27 protein-coding genes and 1 riboswitch are annotated in these 24794 nt (G+C 56.3%); of the genes, 18 read left to right on the plus strand and 9 right to left on the minus strand.

What is annotated here, in order from left to right; genetic code table 11:
• The first annotated feature begins 9 nt into the window (after positions 1 to 9).
• From ACRZ91_RS17040 to ACRZ91_RS17065, 6 genes are all read left to right on the plus strand, one after another.
• Positions 10 to 894, plus strand: a complete 885-nt coding sequence (locus ACRZ91_RS17040; protein ID WP_010438005.1) for a hemolysin family protein — start codon at positions 10 to 12, stop codon at positions 892 to 894.
• The gene (lnt, locus tag ACRZ91_RS17045; RefSeq protein ID WP_480907301.1) at positions 891 to 2417 is read left to right on the plus strand and encodes an apolipoprotein N-acyltransferase; all 1527 of its coding nucleotides are present in this window, start codon (positions 891 to 893) and stop codon (positions 2415 to 2417) included. Before ACRZ91_RS17040 ends, lnt begins: the two co-directional genes overlap by 4 nt.
• A gap of 21 nt (positions 2418 to 2438) precedes the next feature.
• Positions 2439 to 2487: riboswitch (SAM-SAH riboswitch) on the plus strand.
• A gap of 5 nt (positions 2488 to 2492) precedes the next feature.
• Entirely contained in the window at positions 2493 to 3674 is a 1182-nt protein-coding gene (metK, locus tag ACRZ91_RS17050; RefSeq protein WP_480907302.1) for a methionine adenosyltransferase, read from the plus strand.
• A gap of 98 nt (positions 3675 to 3772) precedes the next feature.
• Positions 3773 to 4483, plus strand: a complete 711-nt coding sequence (gene trmB / locus ACRZ91_RS17055) for a tRNA (guanine(46)-N(7))-methyltransferase TrmB (RefSeq protein ID WP_480907304.1) — start codon at positions 3773 to 3775, stop codon at positions 4481 to 4483.
• Positions 4484 to 4552: 69 nt separating this feature from the next.
• Positions 4553 to 5911: a 3-phosphoshikimate 1-carboxyvinyltransferase gene (gene aroA, locus ACRZ91_RS17060; RefSeq protein WP_010438017.1), complete on the plus strand. Its 1359-nt coding sequence runs from the start codon at positions 4553 to 4555 to the stop codon at positions 5909 to 5911.
• Positions 5911 to 6534, plus strand: a complete 624-nt coding sequence (locus tag ACRZ91_RS17065) for a (d)CMP kinase (RefSeq protein ID WP_480907306.1) — start codon at positions 5911 to 5913, stop codon at positions 6532 to 6534. Before aroA ends, ACRZ91_RS17065 begins: the two co-directional genes overlap by 1 nt.
• A gap of 24 nt (positions 6535 to 6558) precedes the next feature.
• Here ACRZ91_RS17065 and ACRZ91_RS17070 read toward each other — a convergent pair whose 3' ends face one another.
• Complete coding sequence (locus tag ACRZ91_RS17070; RefSeq protein WP_170774915.1) at positions 6559 to 7035, minus strand: YHS domain-containing (seleno)protein; 477 nt, start codon at positions 7033 to 7035, stop codon at positions 6559 to 6561.
• 218 nt (positions 7036 to 7253) lie between these two features.
• Here ACRZ91_RS17070 and ACRZ91_RS17075 point away from each other — a divergent pair, with 218 nt between their 5' ends.
• The 9 genes from ACRZ91_RS17075 to ACRZ91_RS17115 all read left to right on the plus strand — a co-directional run bounded on the left by ACRZ91_RS17075 (position 7254) and on the right by ACRZ91_RS17115 (position 14090).
• Positions 7254 to 7790, plus strand: a complete 537-nt coding sequence (locus ACRZ91_RS17075; RefSeq protein WP_480907308.1) for a hypothetical protein — start codon at positions 7254 to 7256, stop codon at positions 7788 to 7790.
• A gap of 118 nt (positions 7791 to 7908) precedes the next feature.
• Complete coding sequence (locus ACRZ91_RS17080; protein ID WP_480423331.1) at positions 7909 to 8229, plus strand: DUF6525 family protein; 321 nt, start codon at positions 7909 to 7911, stop codon at positions 8227 to 8229.
• A 237-nt stretch (positions 8230 to 8466) separates the two neighbouring features.
• A complete protein-coding gene (gene rpsA, locus ACRZ91_RS17085) occupies positions 8467 to 10143 on the plus strand; it encodes a 30S ribosomal protein S1 (RefSeq protein ID WP_010438032.1) in 1677 nt (558 codons plus the stop codon).
• Between the two features lie 270 nt (positions 10144 to 10413).
• Positions 10414 to 10698 (plus strand): integration host factor subunit beta, encoded by a 285-nt coding sequence (gene ihfB, locus ACRZ91_RS17090; RefSeq protein WP_008758048.1) that lies wholly within the window; start codon positions 10414 to 10416, stop codon positions 10696 to 10698.
• A 6-nt stretch (positions 10699 to 10704) separates the two neighbouring features.
• Complete coding sequence (locus ACRZ91_RS17095; protein ID WP_170477764.1) at positions 10705 to 11055, plus strand: LapA family protein; 351 nt, start codon at positions 10705 to 10707, stop codon at positions 11053 to 11055.
• An 8-nt stretch (positions 11056 to 11063) separates the two neighbouring features.
• Positions 11064 to 11708 carry a phosphoribosylanthranilate isomerase gene (locus ACRZ91_RS17100; RefSeq protein WP_480907310.1) on the plus strand — a complete coding sequence of 215 codons (645 nt, stop codon included), beginning with the start codon at positions 11064 to 11066 and terminating at the stop codon, positions 11706 to 11708.
• Positions 11709 to 11754: 46 nt separating this feature from the next.
• Entirely contained in the window at positions 11755 to 12090 is a 336-nt protein-coding gene (locus ACRZ91_RS17105) for a hypothetical protein (protein ID WP_170774910.1), read from the plus strand.
• A gap of 68 nt (positions 12091 to 12158) precedes the next feature.
• Complete coding sequence (trpB, locus tag ACRZ91_RS17110; RefSeq protein ID WP_170477504.1) at positions 12159 to 13406, plus strand: tryptophan synthase subunit beta; 1248 nt, start codon at positions 12159 to 12161, stop codon at positions 13404 to 13406.
• A gap of 51 nt (positions 13407 to 13457) precedes the next feature.
• Entirely contained in the window at positions 13458 to 14090 is a 633-nt protein-coding gene (locus ACRZ91_RS17115) for a class I SAM-dependent methyltransferase (protein ID WP_480907313.1), read from the plus strand.
• Here ACRZ91_RS17115 and ACRZ91_RS17120 read toward each other — a convergent pair.
• From ACRZ91_RS17120 to ACRZ91_RS17150, 7 genes are all read right to left on the minus strand, one after another.
• Positions 14087 to 14467 carry a DUF2237 family protein gene (locus ACRZ91_RS17120; RefSeq protein ID WP_319545210.1) on the minus strand — a complete coding sequence of 127 codons (381 nt, stop codon included), beginning with the start codon at positions 14465 to 14467 and terminating at the stop codon, positions 14087 to 14089. The two genes, ACRZ91_RS17115 and ACRZ91_RS17120, sit on opposite strands and share 4 nt — an antisense overlap.
• Before the next feature lie 9 nt (positions 14468 to 14476).
• Positions 14477 to 15640 (minus strand): serine hydrolase domain-containing protein, encoded by a 1164-nt coding sequence (locus tag ACRZ91_RS17125; protein ID WP_480907315.1) that lies wholly within the window; start codon positions 15638 to 15640, stop codon positions 14477 to 14479.
• 72 nt (positions 15641 to 15712) lie between these two features.
• Complete coding sequence (gene pth, locus ACRZ91_RS17130) at positions 15713 to 16396, minus strand: aminoacyl-tRNA hydrolase (RefSeq protein WP_480907317.1); 684 nt, start codon at positions 16394 to 16396, stop codon at positions 15713 to 15715.
• 130 nt (positions 16397 to 16526) lie between these two features.
• Positions 16527 to 17186, minus strand: coding sequence for a 50S ribosomal protein L25/general stress protein Ctc (locus tag ACRZ91_RS17135; RefSeq protein ID WP_010438055.1), 660 nt, complete (start codon positions 17184 to 17186; stop codon positions 16527 to 16529).
• A gap of 254 nt (positions 17187 to 17440) precedes the next feature.
• Positions 17441 to 18607, minus strand: coding sequence for an alpha-hydroxy acid oxidase (locus ACRZ91_RS17140; RefSeq protein WP_170477489.1), 1167 nt, complete (start codon positions 18605 to 18607; stop codon positions 17441 to 17443).
• Positions 18608 to 18769: 162 nt separating this feature from the next.
• Positions 18770 to 19561, minus strand: a complete 792-nt coding sequence (gene trpA, locus ACRZ91_RS17145) for a tryptophan synthase subunit alpha (RefSeq protein WP_170477486.1) — start codon at positions 19559 to 19561, stop codon at positions 18770 to 18772.
• A gap of 79 nt (positions 19562 to 19640) precedes the next feature.
• On the minus strand, positions 19641 to 20126 hold the full coding sequence (locus ACRZ91_RS17150) for an acyloxyacyl hydrolase (protein WP_010438061.1): 486 nt from the start codon (positions 20124 to 20126) through the stop codon (positions 19641 to 19643).
• Between the two features lie 201 nt (positions 20127 to 20327).
• On the opposite strand from ACRZ91_RS17150, the gene ychF reads away from it, so the two are divergent.
• The gene (gene ychF / locus ACRZ91_RS17155; RefSeq protein ID WP_319545205.1) at positions 20328 to 21425 is read left to right on the plus strand and encodes a redox-regulated ATPase YchF; all 1098 of its coding nucleotides are present in this window, start codon (positions 20328 to 20330) and stop codon (positions 21423 to 21425) included.
• Positions 21426 to 21524: 99 nt separating this feature from the next.
• Here ychF and ACRZ91_RS17160 read toward each other — a convergent pair whose 3' ends face one another.
• The gene (locus ACRZ91_RS17160; RefSeq protein WP_480907320.1) at positions 21525 to 21962 is read right to left on the minus strand and encodes a DMT family transporter; all 438 of its coding nucleotides are present in this window, start codon (positions 21960 to 21962) and stop codon (positions 21525 to 21527) included.
• Between the two features lie 156 nt (positions 21963 to 22118).
• Here ACRZ91_RS17160 and ACRZ91_RS17165 point away from each other — a divergent pair, with 156 nt between their 5' ends.
• Both ACRZ91_RS17165 and ACRZ91_RS17170 read left to right on the plus strand, forming a co-directional pair.
• On the plus strand, positions 22119 to 23000 hold the full coding sequence (locus ACRZ91_RS17165; protein WP_010438067.1) for a LysR family transcriptional regulator: 882 nt from the start codon (positions 22119 to 22121) through the stop codon (positions 22998 to 23000).
• Between the two features lie 85 nt (positions 23001 to 23085).
• Entirely contained in the window at positions 23086 to 24789 is a 1704-nt protein-coding gene (locus ACRZ91_RS17170; RefSeq protein ID WP_480907323.1) for an NAD(P)H-dependent oxidoreductase subunit E, read from the plus strand.
• Positions 24790 to 24794: the final 5 nt, after the last annotated feature.

Consider the following 24794-nt stretch of genomic DNA (forward strand, 5'->3'; position numbering starts at 1 on the left):
AACAGGATAATGGGCGATACAGACGGCAGTTCTAGGGCAGCGCAAGGCGCGCATTCACAGAACAGCAACACGGATAGCGATGAAAAAGGCGGGCTTTTATCCCGGATATTCGACGCATTTTCACCTCCGGGCGATGAAGCCAGTCAGGTGAACGGGGCTAAGGTCACGGATTCACAACCGAGGGGTATGATCAACCTGCGCAGAATGCGGGTCGAAGATGTCGCGATACCCACGGCCGAGATTATCTCGGTTCCCTCGACAACACCCAAGGACGAGTTGGCGCAAATTTTTCGCGATAGTGGATTATCGCGAATCCCTGTCTACGAGGGAACGCTCGATACGCCACTGGGCTTTGTCCACCTCAAGGATTTCGCGCTGACCCATGGATTTAATGGCAACTCGTCCGAGTTTGATTTGACGTCAATGCTAAGGACCTTGCTGTTCGTTCCGCCCTCGATGCCGATTGGCGTACTTTTAACCAAGATGCAAACTGAACGCCGTCATATGGCGCTGGTCATTGACGAATACGGTGGTGTCGACGGCCTGCTGACCATCGAAGACCTAATCGAACAGGTTGTGGGCGAAATTGCCGACGAACATGACGCCGATGAGGATCAGCTTTGGATACAAGAAAAACCCGGCTGCTACGTGGTTCAAGCTCGGGTTCCGCTTGAAGATTTCGAAGCCGAAATTGGTCGTTCATTGACCAGCCACGAAGATGTGGACGAAGAAGAGATCGACACTTTGGGCGGTTTGGTCTTCATGCTATCCGGGCGCGTCCCGGCGCGTGGTGAGGTGGTATGCCACCCCGAAGGGCCTGAATTCGAAGTTCTTGACGCAGACCCACGCCGCATAAAGCGGTTGCGCGTCATGTTGCCGGATATCGCTGCATGAATCCTGCCCAGGGGTGGCCCTATTGGTTGCGGTTGCTGCTAGCGGCATCCTTGGGAATCGTGGCTGCTTGTGGGCTTGCCCCGTTGGGTTATTGGCCAGCGGCATTGGTGGCGCTGATCCTGCTTACTCCATTGTACTTGAACTCTGAAACATCCCGCCGCGCGGCTTTGCTGGGATGGGTGTTCGCCACCGGGTATTTTGCCCATGCGCTAAACTGGATCATCGAACCATTCATGGTTGACGCAGAACGCCATGCCTGGATGGCACCCTTTGCACTGATCTTCTTGTCAGGCGGGTTGGCATTGTTCTGGGCGCTGGCCTTTGGAGTTGCAAAACGCATCGGTGGATCGCCGATCGTGCAGGGTATGCTACTGGCTTTGACGCTCTCTCTGGCCGAGTTTGCGCGGGGTTACATACTAACAGGGTTTCCTTGGGCGGGTATTGCCCAGATCTGGGTGGATACGCCTTTTTCTCAGCTCCTGTCGCTGGTAGGACCTTATGGCTTGGGCGCGCTGACGCTGATTGCGACTTTGCCACTCGGTGCAGCCATCGCCAGTGATCGGACTCCACGCGGTCTGGGGATGCCAATCTTTGTGCCTGCGGGGTGCGCTGTATTGGCTCTGGCTTACGCCGCGAACCGGCCGTCGGTTGAATACACCGGCCGTATCGTGCGGCTGATACAGCCTAATGCTCCACAGCACCAAAAGTGGGACCCGGAATATGCACCCCTGTTTTTTGCCCGCCAACTTGAATTCACGTTAGCCGAGCCCAGGCCAGATCTGATTGTCTGGCCAGAAACTTCGGTTCCGGCGTGGCTTGGCAGTGCGCAGCCCTATCTTTCAGCAATTGGTGAAGCGGCGCAGGGTACGCCTGTTTTTCTAGGTATTCAGCGTGCTGCCGGACGGCAGATCTATAACTCGATGATCTATTTGAATGGAGATGGTCAACAGGCAGGGCTCTATGACAAACACCACCTGGCCCCATTCGGAGAATATGTGCCCTTTGGTGAATTGATGGCGCGGTTTGGAATTCACGGAATGGCGGCAACCATGGGAAGTGGTTTCAGCGCTGGGCCGGGCGCTGCCCTGATGGATGCAGGAGGGCTTGGGAAAGCTCTGCCGCTGATCTGTTATGAGGCCGTATTCACACAAGATGTTCTGTCCGCGCCGGGCCGGGCAGATTTTCTGTTGCAGATCACTAACGATGCGTGGTTCGGGACTCGCTCCGGTCCGTATCAGCATCTTGCACAGGCACAGATGCGCGCTATCGAGCAGGGTCTGCCGATGTTGCGCTCGGCCAATACCGGTGTTTCTGCGATGATTGACCCTTTGGGGCGAATTACTGACGCGTTGGCGCTTGGGCAGGCCGGGTTTATCGACGCCGAATTGCCGCAGCCCCAAGCCGCGACGATATATTCCCGGATCGGGGACAAACCGGTGTTTTTCCTTCTATTAGCAGCTTGGGCGTTGCTCTGGCGTCATACCAGTAGGTTCAACGGTCAAATACCGATTGACCCTACCTGACTGCGCGCGTATTCGGTCAATTGCCCTTCACAACGGCTTCCTGACGTGATGGGAAAATCTTATTGGAGCACATTTATGTCCCGACAGAATTACACTTTTACTTCGGAGTCCGTATCCGAAGGACACCCTGATAAAGTCTGCGATCGTATTTCCGATGCGGTGCTAGACGCCTTCCTGCGTGAAGAGCCCGAAGCCCGCGTTGCGTGCGAAACTTTTGCCACAACGGACCGTGTGGTCATCGGTGGCGAAGTGGGGCTGTCGGATCAGGACAAGCTCCACGATTACATGGCGCATATCGATGATATTGCGCGCGCCTGCATCAAAGATATCGGATACGAGCAGGACAAGTTTCACCACGAAACCGTCGAGGTAACCAACCTGCTGCACGAACAGTCGGCTCATATTGCGCAGGGTGTCGACGCCGCTGACAATAAGGACGAGGGCGCGGGCGATCAGGGTATCATGTTCGGGTACGCCACGACCGAGACACCCGCACTGATGCCAGCTCCGATCCAGTATTCGCATGCAATCCTTCGCCGACTGGCCGAAGTTCGTAAGAACGGAACCGAGCCCGCACTGGGTCCGGACGCGAAATCGCAGCTGTCGGTCATCTACCGGGATGGCAATCCAGTTGGTGTCAGCTCAATCGTGCTGTCCACTCAGCATCTGGATGAGGCGCTGACCTCGGATGATATCCGCCAGATTGTCGAACCCTATATTCGCAAAACCCTGCCCGATGGCTGGCTGACCGCCGAGACCGAGTGGCATGTGAATCCCACTGGCAAGTTCGTGATCGGCGGCCCCGATGGCGATGCGGGTCTGACCGGGCGCAAGATCATCGTGGACACCTATGGCGGTGCTGCTCCGCACGGGGGCGGTGCGTTCTCTGGCAAGGACCCGACCAAGGTGGACCGCTCGGCTGCGTATGCCGCACGCTACCTTGCCAAGAACGTGGTAGCGGCAGGAATGGCGGAACGCTGCACCATTCAGTTGAGCTATGCGATTGGCGTCTCCAAACCCCTGTCGATCTATGCCGACACACATGGGACAGGCCAGATCGCTGACGCGGTTATCGAGAATGCTGTCGGTCAAGTCATGGACCTGACACCGCGCGGCATTCGCGAGCATCTGCAACTGAACAAGCCGATCTATCAGCGTACTGCAGCCTATGGCCATTTCGGACGCGAACCCGATGCAGATGGCGGATTCAGCTGGGAGCGTACCGATTTGGCCGACGCTCTTAGGCAGGCTGTCTGAGCGACATTCACCTATTCAATAAATACGCCGGAGGTGTGGGGGCCAGCCCCCAACCTCCACCCTTGCCTCAGGCACGAGTCAGCAGTATGGGCACGGGCATGAGCAACCAGACCCCACTGCGCCCCCGCAGGAACTTTTATGGCCGCTTCAAAGGCAAGACCTTGAAGCCCAGCCAAAAGACTTATCTGTCAGAAGATCTGGCCGCCCTGTCTCCAGGTGCGGTAGATTGGGAAACCAACCCAGAACGCACCGCTTTGGACCTAGAGGGCCTGTTCGGTGGCAAGCCTGTCTGGCTCGAAGTCGGATTTGGCGGTGGCGAGCATTTGGTGCATCAGGCGCAAAACAATCCCGGTATTGGCATTATCGGAGCAGAGCCTTACATCAATGGTGTCGCAATGTTGTTGGGCAAAATTCGTCAGGCTGGTGCCGAAAACCTCGCCGTGCACCCCGGCGATGTGCGGGATCTGTTTGATGTGCTGCCCGAGGCCAGCATCTCGCGCGCGTTCCTGCTCTATCCTGATCCGTGGCCGAAAACACGTCATCATCGGCGCAGGTTCGTGACCCCTGAGCATCTGGAACCTCTCGCGCGTGCCTTGAAGCCGGGTTCGATTTTTCGCGTTGCCACCGATATCCCCGACTATGTGCGCCAGACTCTTGAAGAGGTACCGCGTGCCGGTTTTGAGTGGCTCGCCGAGCGCCCCGCCGACTGGCGCGAGCCTTGGGATGACTGGATTTCCACCCGCTACGAACAAAAAGCCCTACGCGAGGGGCGTACCCCGCATTATCTGACCTTCCGACGCAAAGACTGATTGCCGCTGGACCAACCGGCCCCAATTCGCTAATCGGCCTGAGGACCGATAGCGAAAACAGGAGCCCCCATGTCCGGACACGGCACGCCCATCCCGATGACGTCGCATCCATGCGGCCCGCTGACCGGCACGGCAGAGGTGCCTGGCGACAAATCAATCTCGCACCGGTCCCTGATCCTGGGGGCGATGGCTGTTGGCGAAACCAGGATTTCGGGCCTGCTTGAGGGCGAGGATGTGCTGGACACGGCCAAGGCCATGCGGGCCTTCGGGGCCGAAGTTACGGATCACGGAGGCGGCGAATGGTCGGTGCACGGCGTAGGCGTAGGCGGCTTTGCGGAACCCGATCAGGTGATCGATTGCGGGAACTCGGGCACCGGTGTGCGCCTGATTATGGGAGCGATGGCAACCTCTCCGATAACGGCGACCTTTACCGGGGATGCCAGCCTGAACAAACGTCCGATGGCCCGGGTCACCGATCCTCTGGCGCTGTTTGGTACGCAATCTGTCGGTCGTAATGGTGGACGCCTGCCGATGACCATCGTCGGCGCTGCGGACCCCATCCCGGTTCGTTACGAGGTGCCTGTGCCATCGGCTCAGGTGAAATCCGCTGTTCTGCTGGCAGGGCTGAATGCCCCCGGCAAGACCGTGGTAATCGAGAAAGAGGCAACCCGTGATCATTCCGAACGGATGCTGGCCGGGTTCGGCGCAGAAATCACCGTCGAGGATACCGACGAGGGTCGAGTGATTACCCTGACCGGGCGTCCAGAATTGAAGCCGCAGGTCATTGCGGTGCCGCGTGACCCATCTAGCGCAGCCTTCCCGGTATGTGCCGCACTGATTACCCCCGGATCGGATGTTTTGGTGCCAGGCATCGGATTAAACCCCACGCGTGCAGGTTTGTTTACAACGCTACGCGAGATGGGTGCGGATCTGACCTATGAGAACGAGCGCGAAGAGGGTGGTGAGCCCGTTGCAGATCTGCGGGCAAAATACTCGCCGAATATGAAGGGAATTTCCGTCCCACCAGAACGCGCTGCCTCGATGATTGACGAATACCCTGTGCTGTCCGTTGTTGCCGCCAATGCAACCGGCACAATGATGATGGGCGGCGTCAAAGAGTTACGCGTCAAGGAAAGTGACCGGATCGATGCAATGGCGCGTGGCCTGCGCGCAAATGGCGTGACGGTAGACGAGGGTGACGATTGGTGGTCAGTCGAGGGCCTAGGCATTGGTGGTGTTCCCGGCGGCGGCATTTGTGAGAGTTTCCTCGATCACCGCATTGCCATGTCCTTCATGGTGATGGGTATGGGCGCGAAAAAGGCGGTTTCGGTAGATGATGGTGGTCCGATTGCAACTTCGTTCCCGATCTTTGAGCCGTTGATGACGGGTTTGGGTGCCAAGCTGCTTCGCGACAACCGGCCCGTCTGATGCTCGAGCAGCGGTATACGGTTGCGATCGACGGCCCTGCTGCGGCAGGTAAGGGCACGATCTCGAAGGCGGTAGCCGCGCATTTCGGGTTTGCCCATCTGGATACTGGATTGCTTTACCGAGCGGTTGGACGACGCATGCTGCAAGGGGAAGAGCCTGTTACGGCGGCGCAATCTCTAACCGCAGAAGAGTTGGGTCAGGGTGACCTTCGTACGGCCGAGATCGCAAAGGCGGCCTCAAAAGTGGCTGTTATACCCGAGGTTCGCAGCGCACTGGTTGATTTCCAACGTGCCTTTGCGCGACGTGTCGGAGGCGCAGTTCTTGACGGGCGTGATATTGGAACCGTTATTTGTCGGGACGCCGAGGTCAAACTGTTCGTCACGGCCAGTGCCGAAGTGCGCGCGGAACGGCGATATCTGGAGCTTGCAGCCAAAGGCGATGATGTCTCGCGCGAACAGGTGCTGGCAGACGTCAAAGAACGCGATGCCCGTGACGCTGAACGCAGCACTGCACCGATGAAGCCCGCAGTTGATGCTGTGCTGCTGGATACCTCGGACCTGAGTGTCGATGCTGCACTGGCCCGTGCGATCGAAGTCATCGAAATGACCCTGCCTAAAGCATAATCGCCTTCAGGCAGGGCCAATTCCTTACAGCTCGCCTACAGCGATGCTTTTGATGTTGGCCCACTGATCATCAGCGGTTTTTGCTGTCCCCGTGACGTCTTTCAGGAAAGATGCACGGGTGTCTGCGTTCAGGAACAAGAACAGCTTTCCGTCGGCAACCAGATATTGATCCGGGTCGCCGTCAAATTTCTTTCCGACCGAAACACCGAATGAGCAATATCCGCCGTGTTGAGGCAAGTATGCTGCTGGGTTGGCCTCAAACGCTTCAAGGTTTGCAGCACTGGTGAAATAGTAGGACGCGCCGTCATAGGTCGCTGTATGGGTTGCAAAACCCTCGACCGGATTGCCGTCATTCACCAAGGCCACCAGATCTACACCATGTACCGCCAATGGAGCGCCAGCAGCAGAGATACCCTTTGAGACGTTTATTTCATCCGCAGCAAATGCAGGGGCAGTAAGGGCAAGTGTCATCGCAAGGGCCGTAAGGGCAAGAGATTTCATTTGGTTATTCCTTTCCATTTGGTTCCTGGCCGCAACAGTCGTCGGCCGATGGGGTGAAAATAGGAAAGGCTTTTCGGACGTGTAATCGCCGATAGAACGCAAAGTATTGCAGATCGTCCTAACCGATGCATGATGTGTGATAAGTGTTCACAGAGCTTTGTTTGGTTCGTCAGAGCTGAACGTCATATTGTCGTTTCTATATCTATAGGAGGCGCCACATGATCCGAATAGTTCTGTTTCTGGTGTTAACAGCCACAGGCATGGCTGCTCAGGAAGCTGAAACCCCGTCTCCGATCAATGAACCCCCGATGACCTACGAACGTCTGGGTAAAATCCTGTTTGCACTGGATCCCGAGGCGCAACCACACGGGCCTGGTTTTGAGCTGATGATCTCAGAGACGCGTGTATTTGTTGTGACGGATACCAATGCGGATCGTATGCGCGTGATGGTTCCGATCCGATCTGCAGACAGTCTGAGTCAGGCCGACATGCAACGGATGATGCAGGCCAATTTCGATACGGCATTGGATGCGCGATATGCGATCGCGAACGGTAGGGTTTGGGCGGTGTTCTTGCACCCGCTTTTGTCGCTGGAAAGGGATCAATTGATTTCGGGTATCGCGCAAACTGTGAACATCGCACAAACATATGGCACCCTCTATTCCAGCGGAGGAGCACAGTTTGGCGGCGGCGACAGCGGTGAGTTGCAGCAAGAGCTGTTCAAGGAACTGTTAAAAAAGGGCGAGGAAATCTAATTTCCGACTGTACGGCCCAAAGAACGTCTTGCTAAAAGGTTTATGTTATATGATATCGTAACACAGGCTTGAAAGATGGAGTTTCTGTGTGTCTGCGCGTTACGATGTAAAACGAGGTGTGATCCCTGCCAACGCCGGTAGGGCGATCAAAGGCAATTCAGGCCGTAATTTGCGGACTCAGCTCAAACGTCGTAGGCGGCGGGGCTCGCCGATGCAGGCCTATGACGCATTACCGCAAGGCCTTAGGCAGTGGCTGGCGTCTGCCTGTTTGCCATGGAGTCCGGCCTCGGCTCTCAAAATCTGGGACCAAGCTGGGGGTTCGGCAAATCCCATGGCCGCTATTCTGCGGCTTGACGCCATTGAGCGATCCATGTTGCAGCAAGATGCGTTGATCTGGGGCACGCCGGGCAAGCAATCAAGCGCTGATCCCGCCGCATAAGCCAGCGTTTGTTGGCTTTGCACTTGCGCAAGCATTGGAATCCGCCTATACGCGCGCTGTCGATACAAGGGCGGTCAACGTCCGGATGACGTTTCTGAGCAGGGCCGGGTAACCTCGGCCCTTTGTGTTTGTTTGCTCAGGGGCGCACCGGATCACGCCTGAAGACATCATGAAACAAGACCGGCGGAGACAACCGCTCGGCCAGCAAAAACGTACTGTAAAGGAAAACAACGCCACATGGCTAACGCATCCATGGAGGAATTCGAAGCCCTCCTGAATGAAAGCTTCGAAATGGACACACCCGAAGAGGGTTCTGTTGTCAAAGGCAAGGTTCTGGCGATCGAAGCCGGCCAAGCCATCATCGACGTAGGCTACAAAATGGAAGGCCGCGTTGATCTGAAAGAATTCGCAAATCCCGGCGAAGCCCCTGAAATCGCTGTTGGTGACGAGGTCGAAGTTTACCTGCGCGCCGCAGAAAACGCCCGCGGCGAAGCCGTCATCTCGCGCGAGATGGCCCGCCGTGAAGAGGCATGGGATCGTCTGGAAAAAGCATATGCCGACGACCAGCGCGTCGAAGGTGCAATCTTTGGTCGCGTCAAAGGTGGCTTCACCGTCGATCTGGGTGGCGCAGTCGCGTTCCTGCCCGGCTCGCAGGTTGACGTTCGCCCCGTGCGCGACGCTGGCCCGCTGATGGGTCTGAAGCAACCGTTCCAGATCCTGAAAATGGACCGTCGCCGTGGCAACATCGTTGTTTCGCGTCGCGCAATCCTGGAAGAATCGCGTGCCGAACAGCGTGCCGAAGTTATCGGCAACCTGTCCGAAGGTCAGACCGTCGAGGGTGTTGTCAAAAACATCACCGAATACGGTGCATTTGTTGACCTGGGCGGCGTTGACGGCCTGCTGCACGTCACCGACATGGCATGGCGTCGTGTGAACCACCCGTCCGAGATCCTGACGATCGGCGAAACCATCAAGGTTCAGGTCATCAAGATCAACAAAGAGACCCACCGCATCAGCCTGGGCATGAAGCAGCTGCAGGAAGATCCGTGGGATCTGGTTGCTGCCAAGTACCCGCTGGGCTCGGTCCATCAGGGTCGCGTCACCAACATCACCGACTACGGCGCGTTCGTCGAACTGGAAGCTGGTGTCGAAGGTCTGGTGCACGTGTCCGAGATGTCCTGGACCAAGAAAAACGTCCACCCCGGCAAGATCGTTTCGACCAGCCAGGAAGTCGACGTCATGGTTCTGGAAATCGACGGCGCCAAGCGTCGCGTGTCTCTGGGCCTGAAACAGACTCAGCGCAATCCATGGGAAGTGTTTGCAGAAACACACCCCGAGGGCACCGAGGTTGAGGGCGAAGTCAAGAACATCACCGAATTCGGTCTGTTCATTGGCCTCGAAGGCGACATCGACGGCATGGTTCACCTGTCGGACCTGTCCTGGGACGAGCGTGGCGAGGATGCGATCCAGAACTACCGCAAGGGCGACATGGTTTCGGCCGTTGTCTCGGAAGTTGACGTCGAAAAAGAGCGTATCTCGCTGTCGATCAAAGCCCTGGGCGGTGACAAGTTCGCCGAAGCCGTGGGCGGCGTGAAGCGTGGCTCGATCGTAACCGTCGAAGTGACCGCGATTGAAGATGGCGGCATCGAGGTGGAATACGAAGGCATGAAATCCTTCATCCGCCGTTCAGACCTGAGCCGTGACCGCGCCGAACAGCGCCCCGAGCGTTTCTCGGTCGGTGACAAGGTCGACGTCCGCGTCACCAACGTCGACAGCAAGACCCGCCGTCTGGGCCTGTCGATTAAGGCACGCGAAATCGCCGAAGAGAAAGAAGCCGTGGAACAGTACGGTTCTTCCGACTCTGGCGCATCGCTGGGCGATATCCTGGGTGCAGCGCTGAAGTCCGGCGACTGATTCAGGGCGAAAGCCTAACCAAGAATTTCGGCCCCGTGCGCATGCGCGGGGCCGTTTTTGTTGCGAATCAATATGTTCCAATTATCCGGGTTTTTTCCCGTCATGTTCGCTCAATAGGTGTAGAAAACGAGCTTGTGCGCTAATATTCGCGTTAGAATGTGGCAAAATAAGTCCAATCGATGCAGAGTATGCGTTCCCCCAAACCGGGTTTTTTCCTATACTGTCAAATCAGTAGGCCAGACATACCGGACGCCTGGGAGGGTATTACGCATGATCCGTTCAGAACTGATTCAAAAAATCGCCGACGAAAACCCGCATCTTTATCAGCGCGACGTCGAACGGATTGTAAATACGGTTTTTGAAGAAGTGACCGATGCAATGTCGCGCGGTGATCGCGTTGAGCTGCGTGGATTTGGCGCTTTCTCCGTGAAAAAACGCGATGCACGTGTCGGACGGAATCCCCGTACTGGAGAAACCGTACAGGTTGAAGAAAAATGTGTTCCGTTTTTCAAGACCGGCAAGTTGCTAAGGGATCGGTTGAACGGTAAAGCGTAAGTCATGATGCGCTACATTCGTTATGCTTTTCTTGCTGCCTTAGGGATCATATTGGTTTCAATCTCTCTGGCCAATCGTGAGCTGGTTGAATTGAAGCTGATGCCGGATGCACTGGCAGAGTTGCTTGGGTTCAACTTTTCAACCTCGCTCCCTTTGTTCTTGGTTGTCCTTGGTGGCGTTGTGGCCGGTCTGGTCATCGGCTTCCTTTGGGAGTGGCTGCGTGAGCACAAGCACCGTAAAGACGCCACTGTGAAGAAAAGCGAAGTGCGTAAGCTTGAGCGCGAGGTCAAGAAGCTCAAGAAAAAGCAAAATGAAGGACAAGACGACGTTCTTGCCCTGCTGGATGAGGCAAGCTGAGGCCGACTATGTCCGGTGAAATCAGTGTCAAAATATGCGGTCTTACCGCACCTGATCATGTGCGTGCGGCAGTTGAAGCAGGTGCACGGTATCTTGGCTTCAATTTCTTTCCTAAATCGCCGCGTTATGTATCCGCTGAGCAAGCAGCAGAGTTGGTGCAATCTGTACCTGTTGGGGTTGCTAAGGTGGCTTTGGTTGTGAATGCGTCGAACGAGGTTTTGGATCAGATTACCGAAACCGCACCGTTCGATATGCTGCAGTTACACGGTGGTGAAAACGTCGAACGGGTTTCGGAAATCAAATCGCGCTATGGGTTGCCGGTTATGAAGGTCATTGGAGTGGCCGATGCGGAAGACCTCGCTGCGATTGATGCGTTTAGCGACGTCGCCGACCAGATTTTGATCGATGCCAAACCACCAAAAAATGCGGTTCTACCGGGTGGCAATGGCTTGGCGTTCGATTGGCGGCTTTTGGCCGGGCGGAAGTATTGGCGCAAGCCGTGGATGTTGGCGGGTGGTCTAACTCCCGACAACGTGGCGGAGGCCATTCGTACCACGGGAGCCCGGCAAGTGGACGTCGCTTCGGGTGTTGAAAGTGCCCCGGGTATCAAGGATGAGGCCTTGATCAGCGCATTCATCGCCGCCACACGGTGATCTGAACAATTGTCTGCTGCGTATCTCCGGAAAAGGGGAGGAGACAATGCTTGCGGCAATTGGCGGTGTTTCGTTAAGACGATGGTACTACGGGCCGGAACTATTCTGGCGGGCGCGTCAGGCGTTGCTTCAGGCGCGCGGCGATCCATTGTGCCTGGAAGCACAGGTCTTTTTACATCAGGGCATGTTTTTTTCACTCAGTGTTTGGGAAGACATAGAGGCTATGCTGACATTTGCCCAATCGGGCCCGCATCGATGTGTGGTGGATGCGGCTTCGCGCTTGGCCAAAACCTATGAATTCCACCATTTTCCCTGCATTGCTGTCCCTAGCAGGGATCAGGCTTTGAAGGTCTGGGCGCAATGCGTCCAGGATCAGCAATGATGCGTTTTGCCATGGCAAATCCTGCCGCTACCACCTATGAAAGTCGCGTACGACGAGTGGAGACACCCATGGCCAACGATCTTTTTAATTCCTTCATGTCCGGCCCGGATGAGCAGGGCCGTTTCGGCATCTTCGGTGGACGGTTCGTCAGCGAAACGCTGATGCCGCTGATCCTGTCGCTGGAAGAGGAATATAACAAAGCCAAGGATGACCCTACTTTCTGGGCCGAGATGGATGATCTGTGGGCCAACTATGTGGGCCGCCCCTCGCCGCTGTATTACGCGGAACGCCTGACCGAGCATCTGGGCGGGGCCAAAATCTATCTGAAGCGCGATGAACTGAACCACACTGGTGCGCATAAGATTAATAACGTGCTGGGCCAGATCATTCTTGCGCGCCGCATGGGTAAGACCCGGATCATCGCGGAAACCGGGGCAGGGCAGCACGGCGTAGCCACCGCTACCGTCTGTGCCAAGTTCGGCCTGAAATGCATCGTCTATATGGGCGCGCATGACGTACAGCGTCAGGCCCCGAATGTATTCCGTATGCGCCTGCTTGGGGCTGAGGTGATTCCGGTGACAAGCGGTCGGGGTACGCTGAAAGACGCGATGAACGACGCGCTGCGCGACTGGGTGACCAATGTGCGCGACACCTTCTATTGCATCGGCACAGTGGCCGGTCCGCACCCGTACCCGGCGATGGTACGCGATTTCCAGTCGATCATCGGTAAGGAAGCCAAAGAGCAGATGCACAAGGCCGAAGGTCGTCTACCCGACACCATCATCGCAGCCATTGGCGGTGGATCGAATGCGATGGGCCTGTTCTATCCGTTCCTTGATGACAAAGAGGTCAACATCATCGGCGTCGAAGCAGGCGGCAAGGGCGTGAATGAAAAGATGGAACATTGTGCCTCGTTGACCGGCGGTCGCCCCGGCGTGCTGCACGGTAATCGCACTTATCTGTTGCAGGATGACGATGGGCAGATTCTGGAAGGCTATTCCATCTCGGCGGGTCTGGATTATCCGGGGATCGGGCCTGAGCATTCCTGGCTGAACGATATCGGCCGTGCCAACTATGTCTCAATCACCGACAAAGAGGCGCTGGAGGCATTTCAGCTGTGCTGTGCGACCGAGGGCATCATCCCGGCGCTCGAGCCCAGTCATGCGCTGGCGCATGTGATGAAGATCGCACCAGATTTGCCCAAAGATCACCTGATCTGCATGAACATGTGCGGACGCGGCGACAAGGATGTGCAGACGGTTGCGAACTACCTGAACTTCGACATGTCCGACACCGAAGGCCGTACAGCAGACTGATCACCCAAAACAGGCTTTGCGCCTTTGAGGAACTGTGCCAGTTTGCTAATCATGAGCGGCGCGTCCTCAAAGGCTGAACTTAATCGGCTTGACCAAAAATACGATCAGGCAGCCCCCGGCTGGTCGGATAAGATGCGGCTGCTAGGGTATTTTGATGCCTACCTAGGATTTCTGTCGTCAGATCCGCTTGCAGACTTGGGGCGTAATGCGCTGGATATCGGGTGTGGGACGGGTGCTTTCGCCGAAGCACGCACAGTCATCCGGCCCGAAGGTAACATCGCGCTGCTCGAGCCTTCTGCCCGGATGCTGCACTTGGCGCATTCAGCTTTGCAGCGCCGCGGATTCGATGCGACGCTCATTCAATCCCGATTGGACGATTTTCAACCAGAGGCCCGATTTGACTGCCTACTGGCCGCGCACGTTCTGGAACATTGCGTCGACCCTACTGAGGCTCTGCGCCAAATGCGCGATCTTGCCGAACCCGGTGCGACGCTCTGGCTGGTCGTGAGCAAACCACATTGGTGCAATGCCATCATCTGGTTTCAGTGGCGGCACCGGACCTACAGGCCAGAGACGGTGGTGGAAATGTTGTCCCGCTCAGGATGGGATCTGCAAGCTGAACACAGCTTTCCGACCGGGCCTCCATCGCGCACGTCACGTGGATATCGGGCTACCGCGATCTAGGTCTCGTCTTCTGAACGCTGCGCCCGTAGGATATGCAGGGGAACTATATCCAACGCTCTCTGATGGGTGGCTTCAAGGTGGACCAGGGGTGCACAGCCCTCGTCATAGGCTTGCAAGAAACGCGACGCACACAGGCACCAGCTATCGCCGGGTTTGAGACCTGGGAAATCGAATTCAGGTCGAGGCGTGCTCAGGTCATTGCCGACATATTTCGAGTACGCCAAAAACTCAGCGGTCATTACTGCGCAAACCGTGTGGCTGCCCTGGTCTTCCGGGCAGGTGTTGCACACGCCGTCGCGAAAGAACCCGGTCAGAGGATCGCGAGAACAAGGGGCGAGTACGCCTCCCAGAACATTGATGCTGTCTAGCTTTTGCATGGCTGCATCTTACAGGCTTTGCGCAATTTTGCGGAACATTTCGACATTCAGCTCGTTGACGCCGGGATCGCGGAACTTTCGGTCAGCGCCAGTTGTCACGATCAAGACCCCGCGTGGCTGGTCGAAATAGATATACTGGCCATAGATGCCGCGCGCCATGAATTCACCCTCATGCGCCCCAACAGGTATCCACCACTGATAGCCATAACCGATCTCGCCAGGGTCTGTCGGGGCGCTAGGCCAAGTAGATGTGTCGATCCAATCCGCAGGTACAATCTGCCGGCCATCGCGTTCGCCACCCTGCAAAATCAACTGCCCGAACCGTGCAAAATCGCGCGTTGTGAAGTTGAGACCGCCCAAAACAAATGCAACGCCTGCGCCATCGGTGATGTAGTAGCCGTCCCGCTCCAACCCCAGCGGCTCGATCACTTTCTCGGTCAGCAGCTCTGCGACGCTGCGCCCTGTCGCGCCCCGGATAACCATTCCGATTACATGGGTGTCTATGGACACATATTGCCAAGTTTCGCCCGGCGCGACGAAGCTGTCTTGCAATGAGGCTGCAAAATCATCCAACTCACCCCCCAAGGCAACGACGCGCCCCATTCGGTTTATGTCAGAATTGTAGTCCAGATAGTCTTCGTCGAAGGTCACACCGCTGGCCATGTTCAGCACATTGCGGATCGTCGCAGTCTCATATGCGCTTTCCTTGAGATCCGGGGCGTATTGTACAACCGGGTCATCCAGCGATGAAATAGCACCCTCGGCCATCAGAATACCAAACAGGGCCGACAAATAGCTTTTTGCAACTGACCACGAAATCCTCCGGTCATCGGGTCCGGTGCCCAGATAATATTCCTCAAACCGGATCGCTCCGTCTTGCATCACAAGCAAAGAAGTTACCGCGCGATCTTCGATCCACTGGTCAGTTCCATCGGGCAGATCGAGACCGGGGCCATAAGGCAGTTCCCAGGTCGGGCCGTCACCGCGCGGCAAATCGTTGGTCAGAAACGCCTCGTCCATGTGCGAAAAATTATACACGATCTTTTCTTCTGAAAACAAAGAGTTCACGGCCATCAGGCGTTGAATCTCTTCGCGTTTCCAAAAGCCGACCACCAACGCCGCTAACGCCAGAGCAAACACAAGACGTAGCAGCCACTTAAAAGCAGATCTCATCCGTAGTCTCCTATTACACCTGACAGTGGACCCCGGTCAGTTCCATTACGCAATTACTACGTTGCGGAAGCATTACCTGAATTTGTCCAACAGCTTCTGCATGGCTGAACGCTCATCTGGAACAGATGCGGCCTCGACGCTCGTTTTAGGGGGGCTTTCAGGTTTGCCAAACTGCTTCGACGATCTTGGCGGAGCGGTTCGCAAAGCAACAGCATTCATGAACTTGCCGCTTTCGTCATCGGCAAGATAATCCGCACCATCCGAAACCCCGCGCAGGACGCTATCCAGCCAGTCTGCATCGGCTTTGGCAAAATCACTCAGAACATAGGGTGAGACCATTTCTTTACGGCCCGGATGCCCAATGCCCAGCCGCACGCGATCATAGGCCGGGCTGATATGTTCGTGGATCGACCGCAACCCGTTATGTCCCGCATGTCCGCCGCCAGCTTTCACACGTACCTTGCCCGGGGCCAAATCAAGCTCATCATGGAAGACGGTCACATCGGCCGAATCGAGTTTGTAGAACCGCATTGCCTCGCCCACGGACTGGCCCGAACGGTTCATAAATGTCTGAGGTTTGACCAGCAGCACTTTCTGCCCACCCAAGCGACCTTCGGCGATCTCAGCCTGAAACTTAGATTTCCACGGGCCAAAGCCATGGTCTTCGGCGATCCGCTCCAATGCCATAAACCCGATATTGTGCCGGTTACGGGCGTATTTCTGCCCGGGATTTCCTAAGCCGACAAACATTTTCATCGCATCGTCCTTAACAGCGTAATCTCAGCGGTTGATGCCACATCTTACCGTCTCGTTTCCAGCCCAACATCTGCATAAAAAAACGGGGCTACAAACGAGCCCCGTTACACTATTCGGATATGATCCGAACTTATTCTTCAGCTTCGTCCTGGCCGATGACTTCAACTTCATCAGCTGCAACTTCGCCCTCTTCACCCTCTTCATCGTCGCTTGTCGACAGACCGGTGGGTGCCGAAACGTTGGCGATCACGAAGTCACGATCGATGGTTGGTTTGGTGCCAGCAGGCAGATCAACCGAAGAAATGGTAACAACGTCGTTGATTTCCATGCCTGTCAGATCAACGGTGATCTTCTCAGGAATGTCACCCGCGGTGCACAACAGTTCAACTTCCGGACGCACAACGGTCAGAACGCCACCCTTCTTGATGCCGGGGGCCGCTTCTTCGTTGACGAATTCAACAGGTATGAACAGCGCGATCTTTGTGGTCCGACGCAGGCGCATCAGGTCCAGGTGGGTCGGCAGGTCTTTGACCACGTCACGCTGAACGTCGCGGCAGATGACGCGAACGTCTTCGTGGCCTTCAACCTTCAGGTTCCACAGGGTCGACTTGAACCGGCCTGCTTTCAGTCGCTTGAACAGGACGTTGAACGGGATTTGGATCGGCAGCGGGTCTTTGTCGCCACCAAACACGATGCCCGGAACCATGCCGTCGCGGCGTGCTTGACGAGCGGCGCCCTTGCCTGTCCCCGTCCGTTCCAGAGCTACGAGATCAGGAATCTCTCCAGCCATGATAATTCTCCAATGTTAGGGCGGGCATCCTCCAAGGCTGTATGCCCGCGTGAAGCCGCGTCCTTAGCTTGATTCAATTGGTTTGGAAAGGGCTTTTTGTGGCCTGAGGAATTTTGCGAGGCTCTGCCTCGCGCTCCGGGATATATAGGGCCAGATGAAGATGGGATCCACTTCTTCATCTGGCTGCAATTATCTCGGGGGAGACGCCCAAAGGGCGGCGGGGGCAGTGTCCCTCTTTTTTAGTTATTCGAGGATCAGGCCTGCCAGCGGCCGCCGAAGTCTTCCGGGACCAGAAGATTGTGGCGCCCCAGATCAGCCACGTTGCGCTCACCGCAAAGTGCCATCGTTGTATCGAGCTCTTTCTGGATTACCTCCAAAGCCGTCGTCACGCCTTTCTGACCCATCGCACCCAGCCCATAAACAAAGGCGCGGCCTATGAAGGTTCCTTTGGCCCCAAGCGCCAGAGCCTTTAGCACGTCTTGCCCCGAACGAATGCCGCTATCCAGATGCACTTCGACATCATTGCCAACGGCATCCATGATCTCGGGTAGAACCCGGATTGAACTGAGCGCGCCGTCCAGCTGTCGCCCGCCGTGATTTGATACGACGATGGCGTCCGCACCCAGCTTGGCGGCCATCTTTGCGTCTTCGGCGTCCAATATACCCTTGAGGATTACTTTGCCGCCCCACTGTTCCATCAGCTTCTCAACCTTGCCCCAGTCGAGGCTGGGATCGAACTGTTCAGCAGTCCATGTTCCCAGTGAGCGGGTATCGGTGATGCTGTCGACATGACCGACGATGTTACCGAATTCCCGGCGCTTGGCGCCCAGCATTTCGATACCCCAGGCCCATTTTGTCATCAGGTTGGCAATGGTTTTGGGGGTCAGCTTTGGAGGGGCGGAGAGGCCATTCTTCAAGTCCTTGTGTCGCTGACCGAGGATTTGCAGGTCGAGCGTGATCACCAAGGCTGAGCATTTCGCATCCTTCGCGCGCTGGATTAGTCGCCCGACGTAGTCTTGATCCTTCATTGTATAGAGTTGGAACCAGAACGGAGCGGTCGTGTTTTCAGCAACATCTTCGATCGAGTTGATTGACATCGTCGAAAGGGTGAAGGGCACGCCAAAGGCCTCGGCAGCTTTGGCCGCTTTGATCTCACCATCTGCGTGTTGCATGCCTGTGAGACCTACCGGAGCCAGTGCCACCGGCATCGACACATCCTGTCCGATCATCTGCGACGCGGTCGAGCGCCCGGTCATATCTACGGCCACCCGCTGACGCAGGCGGATGTCTTCGAAATCCGAGGTGTTCTCGCGGAATGTTTGTTCCGTCCAACTGCCGCTTTCCGCGTAGTCAAAAAACATGCGTGGAACCCGGCGTTCATAGATCCGTTTGAGATCTTCGATATTGGTAATTGTCGGCATGGATCTGGCTTCCGCAGGATTGGTTAAGTTTCTTTACCAATTTTTCCATCGCCCTGCAATGGCGATCAACTGCGGTTGGTTGCCGCGTGGTTAAAAACGAAAAATACCGCAGCAAGTTGAACGCCTGCTGCAGTGAACACCGATTTGAAATATCATAAGTTATCAGGCGGTGTGCGCGCCGTCAGCAAGTGATTTGACGAAGTCCAACACCTCGGACACTGGTTTTCCAGACCCGATTTGGCTGACTATTGCGGACCCGACAACGGCACCATCTGACACGCTGGCAATGTTGCGTGACTTCTCTGGCGTATTGATCCCGAACCCGACAATGACCGGTAAATCGGTTGCGGCTTTGATCCGTGCAACCTCGGGTCCGACATCGGTCGCCTGCGCCTCAGCAGCGCCGGTGATGCCGGTAATCGACACGTAATAAACAAAGCCAGACGTGTTCTGCAGCACGCGAGGTAGGCGGTTATCGTCGGTTGTCGGTGTTGCCAGCCTGATAAAGTTCAACCCGGCAGCCTGTGCTGGCAGGCAAAGCTCTTCGTCTTCTTCAGGTGGCAGGTCGACGACGATCAGCCCGTCAATTCCGGCAGACTTTGCATCCGTCAGAAAGGTCTCAACTCCTCGACTGTAGATCGGGTTGTAGTATCCCATCAGCACAATCGGCGTGGTATCATCGGTTTCGCGGAAAGCGCGTGCCAGATCAAGCGTGCGCTGCAACGTCATCCCGCCATCCAACGCCCGTTGACCAGCGGCCTGGATGGTGGGGCCATCCGCCATCGGGTCGGTAAAGGGCAGGCCCAGTTCGATCACATCGACGCCCGCGCCGGGCAAACCCTTTACGACCTCCAGCGACGTTTCATAGTCGGGATCCCCGGCCATGACATAAGCTACAAATGCCTTTTTACCCTGTTCTTTCAGAGCGGCGAATTTGGCGTCGATACGGGTCATCGGAAGTCCTTGCACTCGGGTTTGGACCTGATGTGCAGAAACTTTCGCTGAAAATCAATCCCGCTTGGTGGACTAGAGATCAGAACGAGTAATGATACCGCAGCAGTAGTGAGTTCACACCGGGGTTATCGCCCTGCGTACTAGCATTGGATTTGTGCGTGATGGCAACCGACAGTTTGTTCCCACTTTCAAGCGTATAACCAAGACCCAACAGGCTGCGAATCTGAAAACTGCCTCCCAAATCATTCTGATCGCTTCCTTCGCTATAGTAGCCGGGCATGACGCTGCCTTCGATAAACCATCGGTCGGCAAAGCTATATACTCCGATCAATCCGGCACCAATATGCGTGTCGCCGTCTGTATCAACCGAGAGAGCCCCACCCCATGTTGCGCTGAACCGAGTTGCCTCGTGAAACGGGCGATGCTGATACTCAAGCGAAAAAATGGCCTGATCGTCTCCGTCGCTGTGGGAGTAATCTGCGTAGCCAGCGCCGAAAATGATGGATTGTGCCTGCGCAGAAGTCGCCGCCGCCAGCGCGAAGGCCAGAATAACAAGGGGTTTCATCGTACCTACTATGTCCGTCGTTCGTTGGTATTAGTTTTATTGGGGACTGTATGTGCATGAATTCAATGAGGGCAAGAACACAATGTCATGCCAATTTCGTGATGTGGCAGATCAGACTCGGAGGTGGGAGGGAGTGCTACGCCTTGCGCATTGCGCTAGACCTGCCTAGAAGCGGCGCTCGAATGGTATCAGGAGGCCGTCATGGGCTTTAAAATGGGAATCGTGGGTTTGCCGAATGTGGGCAAGTCGACCCTCTTCAATGCGCTGACAAAAACTGCGGCAGCCCAGGCGGCGAATTTCCCATTCTGTACCATCGAACCCAACGTGGGTGATGTTGCTGTTCCTGATGATCGCCTGGACAAATTGGCGGCGATCGCCAGTTCTAAACAGATCATTCCAACGCGCATGACCTTTGTAGATATCGCCGGTCTGGTAAAAGGCGCATCAAAGGGCGAAGGACTTGGCAACCAATTCCTGGCGAATATCCGTGAGACCGATGCGATTGCTCATGTTCTGCGCTGTTTTGAGGATGGTGATGTGACCCATGTGGATGGTCGTGTCGATCCCGTGGCGGATGCGGACACGATCGAAACCGAGCTTATGCTGGCCGATCTGGAAAGCATCGAAAAGCGCCGTGCCAATCTGGTGCGCAAGCTGAAGGGTAACGACAAAGAGGCACAGCAGCAGGATCGCCTTCTGGCCGAGGCACAGGTGATGCTGGAAAACGGCAAGCCCGCGCGATTGGTCGAAGTCTCGGACGAAGACGCCAAGGCCTGGAAGATGTTGCAGCTTCTGACGACTAAGCCGGTGCTCTACGTCTGCAACGTGTCCGAGGAAGAAGCCGCCGAGGGTAATGAGTATTCCGCCAAGGTTGCCGAGATGGCCGCTGCGCAGGGCAATGCCCATGTCATCATCAGCGCTAAGATCGAAGAAGAGATCAGCCTGCTGGAAGACGAGGAAGCGCAGATGTTCCTTGAGGAAATGGGGCTGGAAGAACCCGGCCTCGACCGCCTGATCCGCGCTGGTTACGATCTGCTCAAGCTGGAAACCTATTTCACCGTAGGCCCGAAAGAGGCCCGCGCCTGGACCATCCGCACCGGCACCGCCGCACCACAGGCGGCTGGCGTGATCCACGGCGATTTCGAAAAAGGCTTCATCCGCGCCGAGACCATCGCCTATGATGACTATATCGCCGCCAATGGGGAACAGGGCGCGAAAGAAGCGGGCAAGATGCGAGCCGAGGGTAAAGGTTACATCGTCAAGGACGGCGATGTGATGCACTTCTTATTCAACACTTAAAGGCGGTTTTGGAGTGGTATCACCAAGAGGAAGGAATCTTAGTCAGATCTTTCGCCGATGCCCCTCAAACACTCATATCGTTGTCGCCACAATTGCGAATTAGCGAAGCAATAGATAGGCTCCGACCATAAGCATGGCCACTGCGCCAATTCGCTGAAAATCAATCGACCGAACGTCGGCTTCGAATAGACCAAAATGATCGATGACCATGCCAACTGCAAGCTGGCCGAGGACGACGAGAGTTATCGCTGATGTGGCGCCCAGCTTCGGTATGGTTTGACTGAGGGTCAGATAGAGTATTAGGCCCAATACGCCGCTTCCCAACATGTACCAAGGCAGATGCCGCCATTCACTAATGTTTTCGCCGCCGCGAAATATCAACAGTGCTAGCGAAGCGATTGCTCCTCCCAAGTGAACGATGAGGCTGCCCGCGGCACCACCGATACGGCCCCCCATTGAGCCGGCTATTTGCGCTTGAAGACCGACGGCAATGCCGCCGACGAGCCCGATGAAAATGACGAGTAAAGTTTCAAACATGAAGACCTCATTCAAATGCCTTTGAGCGAGGCTATTGAGCTTTGCTGAGTGGGGCGAGTCCGATTAATAGTTCCTGTGCGAGCGCCGTAAATTCTGTTCTCTATTGAGCAAACCGCATATGTGTGGGGTTCAACTTGCCGTCCAGGAAAGTGTCAAATGATCGAAATCCGCGACCTGCAACTGCTGAGCGCATTGGCGCGGCATCGTCATTTTGCAAAAGCGGCTGAGGAGTGTGGCATTTCCCAGCCTGCGTTCTCAATGCGCATCCGTAATCTCGAGGATCGATTGGGTGTCTCTATTGTCCGGCGCGCCAATCGGTTTCAGGGCCTGACCGAAGAGGGCGAGATGATCGTTCAGCGGGCGCGACGCATTCTCGATGACACCAAGGCTTTGGAACAGCAGGTGTTGGCTGCCAAGGGTGAGATCACCGGCACGCTTATTCTGGGCGTGATCCCTACGGCGATTGCCTTCACCGGGCGTCTGACCAAGCGGTTGCGCGACGCCCACCCGCGTATCGTGACCCGGATCGAGACCATGTCCGCGACCGCGATCCAACACCGGTTGGACGAAGGCAGTCTGGACGCGGGTATTACCTATGGCGACAGCATCGGCACCGACTTGCGGCAGGTGCAGCCGTTGTACGAAGAAACCTACGTCCTGTTGGTTCCTTCGCATATGACCGATGAGACAGGCCCGATCCCATGGGCGCGCGTGGCCGAGTTCCCGCTCAGCCTGTTGGAGCCTCAGATGCAAAACCGGCGAATTCTGGACCGGATATTTGCCGAACAGGGCTTGCACCCGGATATTGTGGCCGAGACCAGTGGGTTCACTGCCTCGATGGTTATGGCGCGCGAGGGGCTGGCTGCCACTGTGATCCCGCGCGTGCTGGTGCGGGCGCTGGGGGATTTGAAAGATACCAAAGTGTTGCCTTTGGTCGACCCGGTGGTCAGCAAGCCGATTTGTTTGGCGACCCTGACTCGCGACCCTGAATTGCCCACGGTCGGCGCACTACGTGATGTGGTGGCGTCTTTACGGTGATAATCTGTCGTTATCGTACGATTGAGATATGCGATTTGACGATATGCTAGTCTGATGAGACACGGAGCCTTAATCGGAGGGCATCATGGCACCATTAGATACCAAGCCATCAGGCGCACCCAAGGGCGTCTGGAAGTCAGGTAAAGGCAAAGGGCGGCACACACCTAAAGGCCGTCAATTCACGGATGAGGCGCAGGCTGAAATCGCGCGTCTGCTGGGCGACCACCCGCGCCGTCGTGACCTGCTGATCGAATTTCTGCATTTGATTCAGGACGAACACGGCCATATCAGCGCCGACCACATTGCCGCCTTGGCGGTTGAGATGCGGATCGGGCAGGCTGAGATTTATGAGACGGCCACCTTCTATGCGCATTTCGACGTGGTGAAGGAAGGCGAGACGCCTCCGCCCGCGCTGACGATCCGGGTATGTGATTCTCTTTCGTGTGAAATGGCCGGTGCCCAGCAACTTCAAAAGGCGCTTGAAGATGGTCTTGACCCGGCAGAGGTCCGCGTTGTTCGCGCACCTTGTATGGGCCGTTGTGACACCGCGCCTGTTCTTGAGATCGGTCACAATCATATCGATCATGCGACCCCTGAAAAAGTACAGGCGGCGATTGCGACCGAAGACACGCATGCGCATCAGCCCGACTACGAAGCCTTTGCCGCTTATGAAGCTAATGGCGGCTACGCCAAGCTGAATGAGCTCCGCGACGGCGGTGACTGGGAGAAGGTGCAGCAAGAGGTTCTGTCCTCGGGCCTGCGTGGTTTGGGTGGCGCTGGCTTCCCATCCGGCAAGAAATGGGGCTTTGTTCGCATGAACGAAGGTCCGCGCTATCTGGCTGTAAACGGGGATGAGGGCGAGCCCGGCACGTTCAAAGACCGCTACTACTTGGAGCGTACACCGCATGTCTTCCTCGAAGGTATGCTGATCGCCGCATGGGCAGTCGAGGCCGAGACGTGCTTTATCTACATGCGTGACGAATACCCGGCGGTTCTGGAAATCCTACGCCGTGAGATTGCCGCGCTGGAACAGGCCGGGATTGTTGAGCCCGGCTATATCGATCTGCGCCGCGGCGCCGGAGCTTATATATGCGGTGAAGAATCCGCGATGATTGAGTCGATCGAAGGTAAAAAGGGCCTGCCGCGTCACCGTCCTCCGTTCGTGGCGCAGGTTGGGGTCTTTAACCGCCCGACCTTGGTGCACAATGTCGAGACCCTCTATTGGGTGACCAAAGTTTGCCGTGAAGGGCCTGAATGCCTTAACAGCACCGAAAAGAATGGTCGCAAGGGTTTGCGTAGCTATTCGGTCTCGGGGCGGGTCGCGAAGCCGGGTGTTTACCTTCTGCCTGCTGGCTCGACCATTTTGGATGTGATCGAAGCTGCTGGTGGTATGGCCGAAGGGCAGACCTTCAAGGCTTATCAGCCAGGTGGTCCATCCTCGGGCCTGTTGCCCGCGTCGATGGATGATATCCCATTGGACTTCGACACGCTGCAACCGCACGGCACATTTATTGGCTCTGCCGCTGTGGTGGTTCTGTCCGATCAGGACACCGCCCGCGATGCGGCGCTGAACATGCTGCGGTTCTTCGAGGATGAGAGCTGTGGCCAGTGTACGCCCTGCCGGGCGGGTTGCGAAAAGGCGGTCAAACTGATGCAGGCCGACAAGTGGGATCAGGACTTGCTCGAGGATCTGTGTCAGGTGATGGGCGATGCCTCGATCTGCGGTCTGGGGCAGGCGGCCCCGAACCCGATCCGCCTTGTCATGAAACACTTCGCCGACGAAATCTGAGGGGA

The organism is Ruegeria sp. O11 (genome assembly GCF_056535285.1).